Below are 14283 nucleotides of genomic sequence, written 5' to 3'. Positions count from 1 at the left end.
CCCCCCGCTCGTATCGTCGGCGGGACGCCCACCGAAGGAGGTCCGATGCCGGACACCGCCGCCCCCGCCGTCCCCCTCGACGTCGCCGGCGCCCTCGCGGTCGCCGATGTGCCGACCTGCTCCGCCGGCGACCGGGCCGGCGACGTGCGGCGCGCGATGGCGGGGCGGCGCTTCGAGAGCGTCGACGCCCTCGCCGTGCTCGACGGCGCCCGGCTGGCCGGGCTCGTGCGCATGGTCGACCTCGTCGCCGCCCCCGACGACGAGCCGGTGCGGGAGCGGATGGACGCCGACCCGCCCCGCATCGCGCCCGGCGCGGACCAGGAGGTCGCGGCGTGGCGGGCGGTGCGCCGGCACGAGGGCACGATGGCCGTGGTGGACGACGACGACCGGTTCGTGGGCCTCATCCCGCCCTACCGCCTGCTCGGCGTGCTCCTGCGCGAGCACGACGAGGACCTCGCGCGCCTCGGCGGGTACGCGGCGGGCAGTCGGTCGGCGCGCGAGGCGAGCGAGGAGCGCGTGCCGCGGCGCGTGTGGCACCGCCTGCCCTGGCTGCTGCTGGGCCTGGCCGGCGCGCTGCTCGCCGCGGTCATCGTGGGCCGGTTCGAGGACGAGCTCGAGCGCAACGTGCTGCTGACCCTGTTCATCCCGGGGATCGTCTACATGGCCGACGCCGTCGGCACGCAGACCGAGGCGCTCGTCATCCGCGGCCTGTCGGTCGGCGTGGGCATCCGCCGCATCGCGCGGCGGGAGCTCCTGACGGGCGTGATCGTGGGCGCGGTGATCGCCGCCGCGTTCGTGGCGATCGGCCTGCCCGCCTGGGGCGACGCGGAGGTGATCGCCGCGGTGGCGCTCGCGCTGCTGGCCGCGTGCACGACCGCGACGGTCGTGGCCATGGCCCTCCCGAGCCTGTTCAGCGCCGTGGGGGTGGACCCCGCCTTCGGCAGCGGCCCCCTCGCGACCGTGATCCAGGACCTGCTCTCGATCCTGATCTACTTCTCGATCGCCACCGTGATCGTCGGCTGAGCGAGCCGCAGGCGGCAGCCGGCGCCGCGCGGCGGCATCGCGATCAGGTCCTCCAGGACGACCCCGGCGGCGGCCGTGCCGAGGATGCCGCGGGCGAGGCCACGGTGGAGGGCGCAGATCAGCCGGCCGCCCGGCGCCTCGACCCCGTCGATGAAGGGGCACCGGTCGAGGATGATCTCGCGGGACGGCCCCCCGGCGCCCGGCCGGGGCGCGAACCCCAGGCGCTCGAGCGCGGTCCACAGCTCGGCGACGCCGCCGCCGGGGCGCGGCACCGCGCGGCCCTGCTCCACGCCGAAGCGCTCCACCTCCTCGGACGTCAGCGCGAGCCGGCCGACGAGCGCCATCAGCAGCCGCACCAGCTCGCGATGGCCGTCGGCCTCGCGTCCGTCGGGGTCGGGCACGAGCCGGTAGCGGCGCGCCGGCCGGCCGCGCCCGCGGGCCGGGTCGGTCCGCCCCTCGACGAGCCCGACGGCCTCGAGGGCCGCCAGGTGGCCGCGCACGCCGCTGTGGTGCCGACCGGCGGCGACGGCGATCTCGCCGGCGGTCAGCGGCCCGCGCGCGACGGCGAGCAGCTCGGCGATGCGCCGCGCCGCCGGGCGTGCCAGCGCCGCGGCGCGGAGGTGCCGGGAGGGGGCGAGGGCGTCCACCGCGCCGGCGGCCCCGCCGGTCGCCGCCCCGTCGCCCACCGTGCGCCCCCTTCCGTCGCGTGCGGGCGCCCGGTGGAGCCCGCGGGACGCCCCGATGGGGACATCGGGGCCATTTCTTCGAGGTCCCCCCCGACGATAGAACGCGGCCATGGCCGGGACGAGGCTCATGGCGACGATCGCGGGGATCGCCCCGGGCGGGCTGCGGCCAACCCGCACCTCGCCTGCGCCCGCCGCCGCGCCGCCGCCGCGCCGCCCCCGACGCCGGCGAGGGCCCCGTGCGTGGAGCATGGACCGGCAGGGGCACCGCACCCACGGAGGTCGATGGTGACGCCGGGCATCCCGCGCTTCTTCCGCCGCGTTGCGAGCCGGCCGGACGGCGGGTGGAGCAGCCTCGATCGCCGCCGCGGCCGCGGCTGGGAGTCGGCGTACCGCGACCGCTGGCAGCACGACCGCATCGTGCGGTCGACGCACGGCGTCAACTGCACCGGCTCCTGCTCGTGGAAGGTCCACGTCAAGCAGGGCATCGTCACCTGGGAGACCCAGCAGACCGACTACCCCGGCAACGGCGCGGACGTTCCCGACTACGAGCCGCGCGGCTGCCCCAGGGGCGCGTCGTTCTCGTGGTACGTCTACTCGCCGCTGCGCATCCGCCATCCGTACGTGCGGGGCGCGCTGATGGAGCGCTACCGCGCGGCCCTGGCACGGACCGGCGATCCCGTCGAGGCCTGGGCGGCGGTGGTCGGCGACCCGGAGGCGCGCGCCGCCTACACCTCGCGCCGCGGCAAGGGCGGCTTCGTGCGCGCCTCCTGGGACGAGGTGGCGGACATGGTCGCGGCCGCCCACGTCCACACCATCCGCCGCTGGGGCCCGGACCGGGTCGTGGGCTTCTCGCCGATCCCGGCCATGTCGATGGCGTCCTACGCGGCGGGGGCCCGCTTCGTCTCGCTCATGGGCGGCGTGCTCACCAGCTTCTACGACTGGTACGCCGACCTGCCGCCCGCCTCGCCGCAGGTCTGGGGCGACCAGACCGACGTGCCCGAGTCGGCCGACTGGTGGAACGCCACCTACCTGATGATGTGGGGCTCGAACATCCCCATGACGCGGACCCCCGACGCGCACTTCATGACCGAGGCGCGCTACCGGGGCCAGAAGACGGTCGTGGTGTCGCCCGACTACTCGGACCACACGAAGTTCGCGGACCACTGGCTCGCGGCGCAGCCGGGGACCGACGGCGCGCTCGCCCTGGCGATGGCCCACGTCATCCTGCGCGAGTTCCACGTCGAGCGCGAGACGCCGTACTTCGCCGACTACGTCCGCCGCTTCACCGACCTGCCCTTCCTGGTGCGGCTGCGCGAGCGGGGCGACGCGCACGTGGCGGGCGCCTTCCTGACGGCCGCCGACCTGGGCGAGGCGGGCGAGCACGCCGAGGCCAAGACGGTCGTGTGGGACGCGGCGGCCGGCGCCCCGGCCGTGCCGAACGGCTCGATCGGCTTCCGCTGGGGCGACGAGGGCGCGGGGCGCTGGAACCTCGACCTGGAGGACGTTCGGCCGGCGCTCTCCATGCTGGGCAGCGGCGAGTCGGTGGCGCTGGACCTGCCCCGCTTCGACGTCGGCGAGACCGAGGGCGGCGGCGTCATGCGCCGCGGGGTGCCGGTGCGGCGCGTCGGCGGCCACCTGGTCACGACGGTCTTCGACCTGCTGGCGGCCCAGCTCGGCGTGGCGCGCGATGGCCTGCCGGGCGACTGGCCGGCCGGACCCGACGACCCCGAGCCCTGCACGCCGGCCTGGCAGGAGTCGATCACCGGCGTCGACGCCGGGCTGGTCACCCGCATCGCGCGCGAGTTCGCCCGCAACGCCGAGCGCACCGGCGGCCGTTCGATGATCGTGATGGGCGCCGGCACCAACCACTGGCTGCACTCCGACCTGATCTACCGGGCGATGCTCGGCATGGTCATGCTGTGCGGCTGCCAGGGCGTCAACGGCGGCGGCTGGGCCCACTACGTGGGCCAGGAGAAGGTGCGGCCGATCACCGGCTTCTCGCAGGTCGCCTTCGCGCTCGACTGGAGCCGCCCGCCGCGCCACCAGGCCGCGACCCCGTTCTGGTACCTCGCCACCGAGCAGTACCGTTACGAGGCCTTCGCGGCCGACGAGCTCGCCTCGCCGCTCGGCGACGGCGCGCTGGCCGGCGCCCACGTCGCCGACCTCTACGCGAAGGCCGCCCGCATGGGATGGCTGCCCGCCTACCCGAGCTTCGACCGCAACCCGCTCGACGTCGCGGCCGAGGCGCAGGCCGAGGGCGTCGCGCCGGCCGACTACGCCGTGCGCGAGCTCGCCGCCGGCCGGCTGCGCTTCGCCGCCGAGGACCCCGGCGCGCCCGAGAGCTTCCCCCGCGTGCTGACGCTGTGGCGCTCGAACCTGTTCGGCTCCTCCAGCAAGGGGCACGAGCACTTCCTGAAGCACCTGCTCGGGGTGACCACCTCGGCGGTGCGCGGCGGGGAGTCCCCGCCCGCGCTGCGACCGCGCGAGGTCGTGTGGCGCGAGGAGGCGGCCGAGGCCAAGCTGGACCTGCTCGTCACGCTCGACTTCCGCATGAACGGCTCGTGCCTGCACTCGGACGTCGTGCTGCCGGCGGCCACCTGGTACGAGAAGCACGACATCTCGAGCACGGACCTGCACCCGTTCGTGCACGCGTTCTCGCCGGCCATCGGGCCGCCCTGGGAGACCCGCACCGACTGGGACATCTTCGTGCGCCTGGCGGAGTCGTTCTCGCGGCTGGCCGAACGCCACCTGGGGGTGCGCACCGACCTCGTCGCGGCGCCGCTGCTCCACGACAGCCCCGACGAGCTCGCCCAGATCGGCGCGCCGGTGCGCGACTGGAAGCACGGTGAGTGCGAGCCGGTGCCCGGTCGCACCATGCCGCGGCTGATCGCCGTCGAGCGCGACTACCCCGCGCTGCATGCCCGCATGACCGCGCTCGGGCCGCTGGTCGAGACCGCCGGTACCGCCTGGAAGGGGGTCGGCTGGACCCCCGACCGGGAGGTCGCCGAGCTCGCGCTGCGCCACGGGCGCGCGCGGGGGGGACCGGCCGGCGGGCGCCCGCGGATGGAGCGCGCGGAGCAGGTCTGCGAGACGATCCTCGCCCTCTCGGGCACCACCAACGGGCGCCTCGCCCTCGAGGGCTTCCACGCGCTCGAGCGGCGCACCGGCACCCCCCTCGCGGACCTCGCCGCCGAGCACGCCGAGACGCGCATCACCTACGAGGACACCCAGGTGCAGCCGCGCAAGGTGATCGCCTCCGCGGAGTGGTCCGGCATGGAGAGCCGCGAGCGCCGCTACTCGCCGTTCACGATCAACATCGAGCGCTCGGTGCCGTTCCGCACCCTCACCGGGCGGCAGCACTTCTACCTCGACCACCCGTGGATGCTCGAGTACGGCGAGGGCCTGCCGGCGTACCGGCCGCCGCTCAACCTGGCCCGCCACCTCGGCTACCAGGGCATCGACGACGGCGTGGCCGAGGTGACGCTGCGCTACCTGACGCCGCACTCCAAGTGGTCGATCCACTCGACCTACCAGGACAACCTGCACATGCTGACGCTCTTCCGCGGCGGCCCGGTCATCTGGCTGAGCCCGCTCGACGCCGGGAGGATCGGCGTGCGCGACAACGACTGGATCGAGGCCTACAACCGCAACGGCGTGGTGGCCTGCCGGGCGGTGGTCTCGCACCGCATCCCCGAGGGGACCTCGGTCATGTACCACGCGCAGGACCGGCACATCAACGTGCCGCTCTCCGAGGTGTCCGGCACGCGCGGCGGCACCCACAACTCGCTCACCAGGATCCAGATCAAGCCGACCCACATGATCGGCGGCTACGCGCAGCTCTCGTGGGGCTTCAACTACTACGGGCCCACCGGGTCGCAGCGCGACGAGCTCACGGTCATCCGCCGGCGCCAGTCGGAGGTCCAGTACTGATGCGCGTCCGGGCCCAGGTCGGGATGGTCATGAACCTCGACAAGTGCATCGGCTGCCACACCTGCAGCGTCACGTGCAAGAACGTGTGGACCAACCGCGACGGCGCCGAGTACATGTGGTTCAACGACGTCGAGACCAAGCCCGGCGTCGGCTACCCCCGGCGCTGGGAGGACCAGGACGCCTGGAAGGGGGGCTGGGAGCGCGACCCGGACGGGCGCCTGCGGCTGCGCAGCGGCTCGCGCTCGCGGCGGCTGTTCAACATCTTCTTCAACCCCGACCTGCCGTCGCTCGACGACTACTACGAGCCGTTCACCTTCGACTACGACGCCCTGACCGGCGCGGGCCCGTCCGAGCACCAGCCCGTCGCCCGCCCGGTCTCGGCCGTGACGGGCGAGCCGATGGCGATCAGCTGGGGGCCCAACTGGGAGGACGACCTCGCCGGCGCCCCGGAGCACGCGCCCGCCGACCCCGACCTGCGCGACGTCGAGGACGCCGTGCGGATGGAGTACGAGCGCGTCTTCATGATGTACCTGCCGCGCATCTGCGAGCACTGCCTCAACCCGAGCTGCGTCGCCTCGTGCCCGTCGGGCGCGATGTACAAGCGCGACGAGGACGGCATCGTGCTGGTCGACCAGGAGGCCTGCCGGGGCTGGCGCATGTGCGTCTCGAACTGCCCCTACAAGAAGGTCTACTTCAACTGGCGCACCGGCACGGCCGAGAAGTGCACGCTCTGCTACCCGCGCGTCGAGGCGGGCATGCCCACCGTCTGCGCCGAGACCTGCGTGGGGCGCATCCGCTACATCGGCGTGGTCCTCTACGACGCCGACCGGGTGGAGGCGGCGGCCTCGGTCGAGCACCCGGCGGGCCTCCTCGACGCCCAACTGGCGGTCTTCCTCGACCCGCAGGACCCCGAGGTCGTCCGCGCGGCCGAGGCCGAGGGCATCCCGGCCGACTGGATCGACGCCGCGCGGCGCTCGCCGGTGTACGCGCTGGCGGTGCGCCACCGGGTGGCGCTGCCGCTGCACCCCGAGTACCGCACCCTGCCGATGGTCTGGTACGTGCCGCCGCTGTCGCCGGTCATGGGGATGATCGAGGGCGAGGGCAGCACGGCCGACCCGGACGACGTCTTCCCGGCCATCGACCGCCTGCGCATCCCCGTGCGGTACCTGTCGAACCTGCTCGCCGCGGGCGACGACCGGGTGATCCGCCGCGTGCTCAGGCAGCTGGCCGCCATGCGGCGCTACATGCGCGAGCTGTCGCTGGGCGGCGAGGGGGACGCGTCGCTCGCGGCCTCGGTCGGAATGTCGGTCGGCGACATGGAGGACATGTACCGGCTGCTCGCCCTGGCGAAGTACGAGGAGCGCTTCGTCATCCCGAGCGCCCACGCCGAGCTGGCCGGGGCACTGACGGCCCAGCAGGGCGCGTGCGGGCTGGAGTTCGCCGGCGGGCCCGGCGGCTGCGGGCCCGCCGCGCGCGCCGGGGATGGGGCCGCGGCGTTCCACCCGGCCGCGGAGGGCGCGTCGTGAACCCGCTCGCGCTCATCTCCGCGGCGCTGCGGTACCCCGGCGACGAGCTGGCGGCGGCCCGCGACGACCTCGCCCGCGCGGCGCGCGCGCTGCCGGCCTCGCCGGCGCGCGATGCGCTCACGGCCTTCCTCGACTGGTGGGCCGCCGAGCCGGCCGACGCGCTGCGGCGCCGCTACGTCGAGACGTTCGACCTCTCGCGCCGCACCGGCCTCGACCTTACCTACTACACGCACGGCGACCGGCGTCAGCGCGGCCTGGCCCTGCTCGCCCTGCGGCGCCGCTACGACGCCGCGGGGCTGGAGCTGCAGGGGCCCGAGCTGCCGGACCACCTGCCGGTCGTCCTCGAGTTCGCGGCGCTCGAGCCGGGGGCGGGCGGCGAGCTGCTGGCCGACGTCCGGCCGCTGGTGGAGCTCATCCGGCTGGCGCTCGAGCGCGCCGAGAGCCCCTGGGCCGGGCTGCTGGGCGCGCTCTGCCTGCTGCTGCCCCCGCCGACGGAGACCGACCTCGCCGAGCTGCGGCGGCTGGCGCGCGAGGGGCCGCCCGGCGAGGCGGTCGGCCTGGAGCCGTTCGCGCCGCCAGAGGTCATGCCCGAGCCGCTGCGTCCGTGCGGCGGCGCGGTCCCCGGAGGGGCGCGATGAGCCGGATCGACCTGCTGCTGTGGATCGTCCTGCCGTACGCGGCGCTCACGGTCTTCGTCGTCGGCCACGTCTGGCGCTACCGCCACGACCAGTTCGGCTGGACGACGCGCTCGACCCAGCTGCTCGAGCGGCGCCGGCTGCGCCCGGCGATCCTCCTCTTCCACGTGGGCCTGCTCGCGGTGATCGGCGGGCACGTCCTCGGCATCCTCGTGCCGGCGTCGTGGACCGCGTCCGCCGGCGTCGACGAGGACCTCTACCACGGCGTCTCGGTGACGGCGGGCACGCTGTCGGGGCTGATGCTGCTGGCCGGCTTCGTGCTGCTCGTGGCCCGCCGCGAGGGCGACGCGCGCGTGCGCTCCACGACGACCCGGACCGACCGCCTGACCTCTCTGGTGCTCGGCGTGGTCGTCGTCAGCGGCATGTACGCCACGGTGGGGGAGAACCTGCTCGGCGGCGGCTACGAGTACCGCGAGACGGTCGCGCCCTGGTTCCGGGGGCTGGCCACGCTCGACCCCGACGCCGACCTGATCGCCGGGGCCCCGCTCGCCTACCGGGTGCACGCGGCGGGCGCCTTCCTGCTCTACGCCCTGTGGCCCTTCAGCCGCCTGGTGCACGCCTGGAGCGTCCCGCTGGGCTACCTGGGCCGCAGCCACATCCTGTACCGCTCGCGCCGGCCGGCGGCCGCGGAGGACCTCCGCTCCCGGCGACGCGTGGCCGCCTGAGGGAGGGGTCGTGTCGACGTTCGAGCCGGCGGGCGACCGGAGGGCGCTGGTCCTCTCGACGCTCGCCTTCACGGTGTCGTTCTACGCGTGGAGCATGCTCGGCCCGCTGGGGCCGGACCTCCAGGACGCGCTCGGCCTCTCGGAGGTGCAGCTGGCCGTCGTCGTCGCCGTGCCGGTGCTGATGGGCTCGCTCATGCGCATCCCGCTGGGCATGCTGACCGACGTCGCCGGCGGCCGGGCGGTCTTCACCGCGCTGATGGCGTTCACGCTCCTGCCGCTCGCCGCCCTGGCGCGCTGGCACGACTCCTTCGTGAGCGTCGTCGCGTTCGGCTTCTTCCTGGGCTTCGCGGGCGCCTCCTTCGCCGTGGGCGTCCCCTTCATCAGCCGCTGGTACCCGCGGGCGCGCCAGGGCGCCGCGCTCGGCGTCTACGGGATGGGCATGGGCGGCACCGTCCTGGCCGGGCTGACGGCGCCGCGCATCGCGGACCGGTGGGGGCTCACCGCGCCGTTCCTCGTGGCCATCGCGCTCGTGGCGATGATGGCGGTGCTGTTCTGGCTGCTCGCCCGCGACGCGCCCGTGGAGCGCCCCCCGATGGCCGGCGGGGTGCTCGGCCCGCTCAGGATCTTCCGCGACCGCCCCGCCGCGTGGGCGCCGACCTTCTACTACTTCCTCGTCTTCGGCGGCTTCGTGGCGATGTTCGCCTACCTGCCGAAGCTGCTCACCGGCGTCTACGACCTCGACAAGCCCGACGCCGCGGCGCGCGCCGCCGGCTTCGCGCTCGTCGCCGTGATCGCCCGCCCCGTCGGCGGGTGGCTGTCGGACCGGGTGGGGGCCGACGCCATCCTGCGGGTCTCGTTCATCGCCACCGCCGTGCTGGCCGCGCTGCTGGCGCCGCTGCACGAGCGGATGGTGCCGCTCACGATCCTCGCGCTCGCCCTCGCGGGCGCCTTCGGCCTGGGCACCGGCGCCGTCTTCAAGCTGGTCGCGCACGACTTCCCCGACGCGGTCGGGGTGGTGACGGGCGTGGTCGGCGCGGCCGGCGGCCTGGGCGGGTTCTTCCCGCCGCTCGTCATGGCGTTCGTCAAGTCGGCGACCGGCGACTACGTCGTCGGCTTCGTGCTGCTGGCCGCCACGGCCGTGGCCGCGCTGGTCGTGCTGCGGCTCATGGCGCGCGGCGGAGGGGTGCGCGCCCGCGCCCACGGCGCCGCGGCGGCCTGAGCCCGCCGCCCTCGCCCGGAGACGACGAGGGCCCGCCGTGCGGCGGGCCCTCGTGGAGTGGGCCGTGTAGGGATCGAACCTACGACCTTGGGATTAAGAGTCCCCTGCTCTGCCAGCTGAGCTAACGGCCCGGAAGGACACTAGCAAGGCCGGGTGCCCGTCGCGGCTGGACGCGGGTCTAGGGTCGCGCCCCGCCGCCGGCCGCCAATCCGTCCAGCGCGTCGCGGACGGACTCCGCGAGCGAGTGGTCCGGCGCCAGCCGCAGGAAGGTCTGGAACGAGAGCCGCGCGAGCTGCGTGCGCCCGGCGCTCTGCGCCATCTGGCCGAGCTGGAGGAACGCCTCGGCGTTGCGCGGGTTGCGGCGGGTGAAGTCCTGGAGCGTCGCGATCGCCTCGTCCTCGCGGCCGGCCTCGGTCTGCACGGTCACGAGCGTCTGCACCACGCGGATGTCCTTCGGGGCCAGCTGCACGGCCCGCTCGGCCGCGTCGACGGCCTCGTCGTACCGCTCGGCGCCGAGGTACGCCGAGGCGAGGCCGGCCCACTCGTCGGCCTCGCGGGGGCTGGCCTCGACCCGCTCCTTGGCGTCGGCGACGGCGACGTCCTCCGGGGTCTCGCCCCCGCCGAACAGGATCAGGCCCAGGACCACGAAGATGACCCCGGCGAACGCGATCGAGGTGATGATCGCGACGATCTGGACGGTGCGCTTCGTGCGCTTCTGGTCGAGGAGCACTGGGCGCTGACGCTAGCAGAGCCGGGCGCGCGCCTCGGCGGCGCGAGCGCGGATCGCGGCGCCGTCGAGGCCGGTCGCGCGGCCGTCGCGCACCGCCGGCTCGCCGTCGATCGCCACCAGCCGCACGGCGGCCCGGGCGTCGAGGACGGCCGCCACCGGGTCGCCCTCGCCGGCGGGGCCGACGGCGAGCAGGTCGGCCCGCTTGCCGGGCTCGAGGCTGCCGACGGACGCGTCGGCGCCGACGGCGCGCGCGGCGTCGAGGGTGATCATCCGCAGCAGGTCCGCGTCGTCCGGCTCGGCGGGGGTGCCGGCGTGGGCCGCCCGGCAGGCGCGGGCCTCCGCGCGCGGGTCGTAGTCCCCGCCGCTCGCCGGGCTGTCCGTGCCGAGGGCCACGACCGCACCGGCGGCGCGCAGCGCGCGCAGCGGCGCGACGCGGCAGCGCAGGTGGGCGTTCGAGCGGGGGCAGTGGGCCACGGCGACCCCGGCGGCCGCCAGCAGCCCGGGGTCGCCGGGGCCGAGCTCCACGCAGTGCGCCGCCACGAGCCCCGGCCGCAGCGCCCCGGCGCCGGCGAGGCGCGCCACGGCGCCGTCGCCGTCGTCGCCCGGCCAGCGGCCGGGGGTGAGGCCGGCCGCGGCGAACAGCCCGGCCAGGGGCCCGCCCCGGCCGGCGATGGCCGGCGCCTCGTGGGCCGACTCGGCCAGGTGGGTCGCCCAACCGCGCCCGGCGAGGCCGGGCTCGGCGGCCAGGGCGGCCCACAGCTCCGGGCCCACCGTGTACGGCGCGTGCGGCGAGACGCCCACCGCCCCGCGCGGGCCGGCGGCCTCGTCGAGCGCCGCGACCCGCTCGGCCGCCGCCGCGGCGGCGCGCCGGGCCGCGGCGCCGGCCTCGCGCCCGAACACCTCCAGGTGCACGATCGCGCGCATGCCGGCCGCGGCCGCCGCCGCCGCCCCCGCGCCCGTGGGCCCGGAGTCGCAGACCGTGGTGCACCCCGCCTCGAGCGCGCGCAGCGCGCCCAGGCGCGCCGCGGCGGCGTGGCCGTCGTCGCCCATCCGCCCGCGCAGCGGCAGGAAGCGCCCCAGCCAGGCGGCGAAGTCGGCCGGCGGCAGGAGCCCCTCGAAGAGGCTCCACTCCAGGTGGCAGTGCGCGTCGACGAGCCCCGGCGCGAGGATCGCGTCGCCGAGGTCCTCGACCGGCAGGTCCGGGTGCGCCGCGCGCACCGCGTCCGCGGGGCCGACGGCGTCGATCAGGCCGTCGCGCACCGCCACGGCGCCGTCGCGCAGCGGCCCGCCGGCGACGGGCAGGACCCAGGCGGCCCGCCAGACGCGGCCGCGCCCCGGGTCAGCCGACCTTCTCGTCCTCCCGCTCGGGCGGCCCGCTGATGGCCTCGCCGTCGGCGGTGTCGTCGGACCTGCCCGTGATCCCGTCCTTGAACTCGCGGGCCCCGGAGCCGAGGTTGCGGCCGATCTCCGGCAGGCGCTTGGCGCCGAAGACGAGCAGGATGATCGCCAGGACGATCAGCAGCTGGATGGGCGAGAAGTCCACGGCGGCCCTCCTTGGGGGCGTCGAGGCGGGAGCCGTTCACCCGCCAGGGTAGCATGGGCCCGGTGGCGCCCCTGGCCCCGCACCCGACGTCGCCCGCCGCCCGCATCGAGCCGATCGCGGTCGCCTGGGGCGGCCTGGTCGCCTCGATCGGGCTCATGGCCGGCGCGGGACGCGACTGGCCGCTGCGGCTGGCCGCCGCGGCGCTCGCCTTCGGCCTCGGGGGGTTCCTGGCCGGCATGCGCGCGCCGGGGCGCCGCGCGGCCCACGCGGCCGGCGCCTGGGCGGCGGCCTACCTGCTGGACGCGGTGTTCGTCGCCCTCGCGCGCGTCATCGACGCGCTCGGCGGCCCGGACGCGCCGGCGCTCGTGCCGGGATCGGCGGGCGACTGGGCGGTCGCGGCGCTGTGGGCGCTGGCGCTCGCGCTGGCGGGCGGGCTCGCCGCCCGCAGCCTGCTGCGCCCGCCGGGTCAGCCCGGCTCGCCGCCCCGGCCGAAGTTGCGGTGATAGGCGCTGGCCGTCGGCCCGCGCTGCCCCTGGTACTTGCCCCGGTAGGGCGCGTCGACCGGGGTGGTCATCTGCAGGAAGGAGATCTGCCCGATCGGCATGCCGGGGTGGATGGAGATCGGCAGGCGCGCGACGTTCGACAGCTCGAGGGTGATGGTGCCGTCGAAGCCCGGGTCGATGTAGCCGGCGGTGGAGTGGATCAGCAGCCCCAGCCGGCCGAGGCTCGACTTGCCCTCCAGGCGGGCGACGAGGTCGTCGGGCAGCGCCACGCGCTCCTCGGTGGAGCCCAGCACGAACTCGCCGGGGTGCAGGATGAACGGCTCGCCGGGCGGGATCTCCACGACCTCGGTGAGGTCGTCGGTGGGCTCGCGCACGTCGATGTACGGCCGCCGGTTGTTGTGGAACACGCGGAACGTGCCCGCGATGCGCACGTCGACCGAGGACGGCTGGAGCAGCGACTCGTCCCACGGCTCGATCACGAGCCGGCCGCTCGCGAGCTCCTCGCGGATGGTGCGATCGGAGAGGACCATCGGCCCCCAGCGTACCGGTCGGGCGGCGGCCGGGCGCCCCGCCGGTCCGCTACGGTAGGGCGGTGATCGGCGAGCGCGGGTTCCGGGTGGAGGACGTCCCCGGCGGGCCGACCCCGGACGAGGTCGCGGCGGCCCGCGCGGCGGGCCACGTCCCGGACGTCCTGCTGGGCGGCGAGCTGATCGGCGACGGGCCGCTCGACGGCCTCCGCCTGGTCGACGTGGCGCCCGCCGAGCTCGCGCAGCTCTGCGACCGCCGCCGCCTGCCGCGCTGGGTGGTCGACAAGAACCCGCTCTCGGGCGGGTTCGTCGGCACGAAGGCGCTCATGCGCTCCTCCGAGCTGGTGACGGTGTGCGAGGAGGCGGCCTGCCCCAACATCGGCCGCTGCTGGTCGCGCGGCACCGCCACCTTCATGATCGCCGGCGCCAACTGCACCCGCGGATGCCGCTTCTGCAACGTGGCGACCGCCCGCCCGGCGGGCCCGCCCGACCCGGGCGAGCCGGCGCGGGTGGCCGAGGCGGCCGCGGCGATGGGGCTGCGCTTCGTGGTCGTCACCGCCGTCGCGCGCGACGACCAGCCCGACGGCGGCGCGGCGCACTTCGCCGCGACCATCGCGGCGCTCCGCGAGCGGGTGCCCGAGGCGAAGGTCGAGGTGCTGATCCCCGACCTGCGCGGCGACTGGGACGCGCTCGAGACCATCATCGAGGCCGCGCCCGACGTGCTGAACCACAACACCGAGACGGTGCCCCGGCTCTACTCGCGCGTGCGCCCGGGGGCGCGCTACGAGCGCACCCTCGAGCTGCTGGCCCGCTCGGCGGCCGCCGGCCTGGTCACCAAGAGCGGCATCATGGTGGGCCTCGGCGAGCGCCTCGGCGAGATCGCCCGGGTGCTCGGCGACCTCGCCTCCGTGGGGTGCGGCCCGGTCACGATCGGCCAGTACCTGCGCCCCTCCGCCGCGCACCTGCCGGTGGAGCGCTTCTACGCGCCGTCCGAGTACCCGGCCCTCGCCGAGCTGGGCCGCGACCTGGGCCTGGCGCACGTCGAGGCGGGCCCCCTCGTCCGCTCCTCGTTCGAGGCGGACCGCGTGGCCGAGGCCGCGCTCAGCCCCGCCTGACGCACGGCTCGCCGCGTCCTCAAGTCGGTCCACCGCGGGCCGATACCGGGGGCACTGCAACCCGAGCGGGGGCGGCCACGGACGGACCGTTTCCGCGCGTCGGTGGGAGAGGGGCGAGAGA

13 protein-coding genes and 1 tRNA gene are annotated in these 14283 nt (G+C 76.0%); 8 read left to right on the top strand and 6 right to left on the bottom strand.

The window, feature by feature from the left end; all coding sequences use genetic code 11:
- The first annotated feature begins 45 nt into the window (after positions 1-45).
- Positions 46-1023: a magnesium transporter gene (locus ITJ85_RS16375; RefSeq protein WP_217914177.1), complete on the top strand. Its 978-nt coding sequence runs from the start codon at positions 46-48 to the stop codon at positions 1021-1023.
- On the opposite strand, the gene ITJ85_RS16370 is transcribed toward ITJ85_RS16375, so the two are convergent.
- Positions 990-1709: a helix-turn-helix domain-containing protein gene (locus tag ITJ85_RS16370; protein WP_217914176.1), complete on the bottom strand. Its 720-nt coding sequence runs from the start codon at positions 1707-1709 to the stop codon at positions 990-992. The genes ITJ85_RS16375 and ITJ85_RS16370 overlap by 34 nt on opposite strands.
- A gap of 282 nt (positions 1710-1991) precedes the next feature.
- On the opposite strand from ITJ85_RS16370, the gene ITJ85_RS16365 reads away from it, so the two are divergent.
- From ITJ85_RS16365 to ITJ85_RS16345, 5 genes are read left to right on the top strand one after another with little or no spacing between them, the layout of a single operon-like run.
- Positions 1992-5639 (top strand): nitrate reductase subunit alpha, encoded by a 3648-nt coding sequence (locus tag ITJ85_RS16365; protein WP_425517091.1) that lies wholly within the window; start codon positions 1992-1994, stop codon positions 5637-5639.
- Positions 5639-7165 carry a nitrate reductase subunit beta gene (gene narH / locus ITJ85_RS16360; RefSeq protein ID WP_217914174.1) on the top strand — a complete coding sequence of 509 codons (1527 nt, stop codon included), beginning with the start codon at positions 5639-5641 and terminating at the stop codon, positions 7163-7165. The genes ITJ85_RS16365 and narH overlap by 1 nt, the downstream gene beginning before the upstream one ends.
- Positions 7162-7803: a nitrate reductase molybdenum cofactor assembly chaperone gene (narJ, locus tag ITJ85_RS16355; protein WP_217914173.1), complete on the top strand. Its 642-nt coding sequence runs from the start codon at positions 7162-7164 to the stop codon at positions 7801-7803. Before narH ends, narJ begins: the two co-directional genes overlap by 4 nt.
- 5 nt (positions 7804-7808) lie before the next feature.
- Complete coding sequence (gene narI, locus ITJ85_RS16350; RefSeq protein ID WP_343233035.1) at positions 7809-8525, top strand: respiratory nitrate reductase subunit gamma; 717 nt, start codon at positions 7809-7811, stop codon at positions 8523-8525.
- A 10-nt stretch (positions 8526-8535) separates the two neighbouring features.
- Positions 8536-9744: an MFS transporter gene (locus ITJ85_RS16345; protein WP_217914171.1), complete on the top strand. Its 1209-nt coding sequence runs from the start codon at positions 8536-8538 to the stop codon at positions 9742-9744.
- Between the two features lie 58 nt (positions 9745-9802).
- Here the strand turns inward: ITJ85_RS16345 and ITJ85_RS16340 are convergent.
- From ITJ85_RS16340 to tatA, 4 genes are all read right to left on the bottom strand, one after another.
- Positions 9803-9875 (bottom strand) — tRNA-Lys (locus ITJ85_RS16340).
- Between the two features lie 47 nt (positions 9876-9922).
- Positions 9923-10474: a tetratricopeptide repeat protein gene (locus tag ITJ85_RS16335; protein ID WP_217914170.1), complete on the bottom strand. Its 552-nt coding sequence runs from the start codon at positions 10472-10474 to the stop codon at positions 9923-9925.
- Positions 10475-10486: 12 nt separating this feature from the next.
- The gene (locus ITJ85_RS16330) at positions 10487-11740 is read right to left on the bottom strand and encodes an amidohydrolase family protein (RefSeq protein ID WP_217914169.1); all 1254 of its coding nucleotides are present in this window, start codon (positions 11738-11740) and stop codon (positions 10487-10489) included.
- Between the two features lie 73 nt (positions 11741-11813).
- A complete protein-coding gene (gene tatA / locus ITJ85_RS16325) occupies positions 11814-12017 on the bottom strand; it encodes a twin-arginine translocase TatA/TatE family subunit (RefSeq protein WP_217914168.1) in 204 nt (67 codons plus the stop codon).
- 62 nt (positions 12018-12079) lie between these two features.
- Here tatA and ITJ85_RS16320 point away from each other — a divergent pair, with 62 nt between their 5' ends.
- Positions 12080-12520: a hypothetical protein gene (locus tag ITJ85_RS16320; protein ID WP_217914167.1), complete on the top strand. Its 441-nt coding sequence runs from the start codon at positions 12080-12082 to the stop codon at positions 12518-12520.
- On the opposite strand, the gene dcd is transcribed toward ITJ85_RS16320, so the two are convergent.
- Positions 12484-13050, bottom strand: coding sequence for a dCTP deaminase (gene dcd, locus ITJ85_RS16315; RefSeq protein ID WP_217914166.1), 567 nt, complete (start codon positions 13048-13050; stop codon positions 12484-12486). The two genes, ITJ85_RS16320 and dcd, sit on opposite strands and share 37 nt — an antisense overlap.
- 218 nt (positions 13051-13268) lie before the next feature.
- Here dcd and lipA point away from each other — a divergent pair, with 218 nt between their 5' ends.
- Positions 13269-14162, top strand: coding sequence for a lipoyl synthase (gene lipA / locus ITJ85_RS16310; RefSeq protein ID WP_343233034.1), 894 nt, complete (start codon positions 13269-13271; stop codon positions 14160-14162).
- Positions 14163-14283 lie beyond the last annotated feature (121 nt).

The sequence above is a fragment of the Miltoncostaea marina genome (genome assembly GCF_018141525.1).
Taxonomy (GTDB): domain Bacteria; phylum Actinomycetota; class Thermoleophilia; order Miltoncostaeales; family Miltoncostaeaceae; genus Miltoncostaea; species Miltoncostaea marina.
This window is presented reverse-complemented; position numbering and strand designations above follow the sequence as displayed.

Coding starts and splice junctions, on each gene's coding strand:
- ITJ85_RS16375 (WP_217914177.1), top strand. CDS start 46: ATGCCGGACACCGCCGCCCCCGCCGTCCCCCTCGACGTCGCCGGCGCC.
- narH (WP_217914174.1), top strand. CDS start 5,639: ATGCGCGTCCGGGCCCAGGTCGGGATGGTCATGAACCTCGACAAGTGC.
- ITJ85_RS16365 (WP_425517091.1), top strand. CDS start 1,992: ATGGTGACGCCGGGCATCCCGCGCTTCTTCCGCCGCGTTGCGAGCCGG.
- dcd (WP_217914166.1), bottom strand. CDS start 13,050: ATGGTCCTCTCCGATCGCACCATCCGCGAGGAGCTCGCGAGCGGCCGG.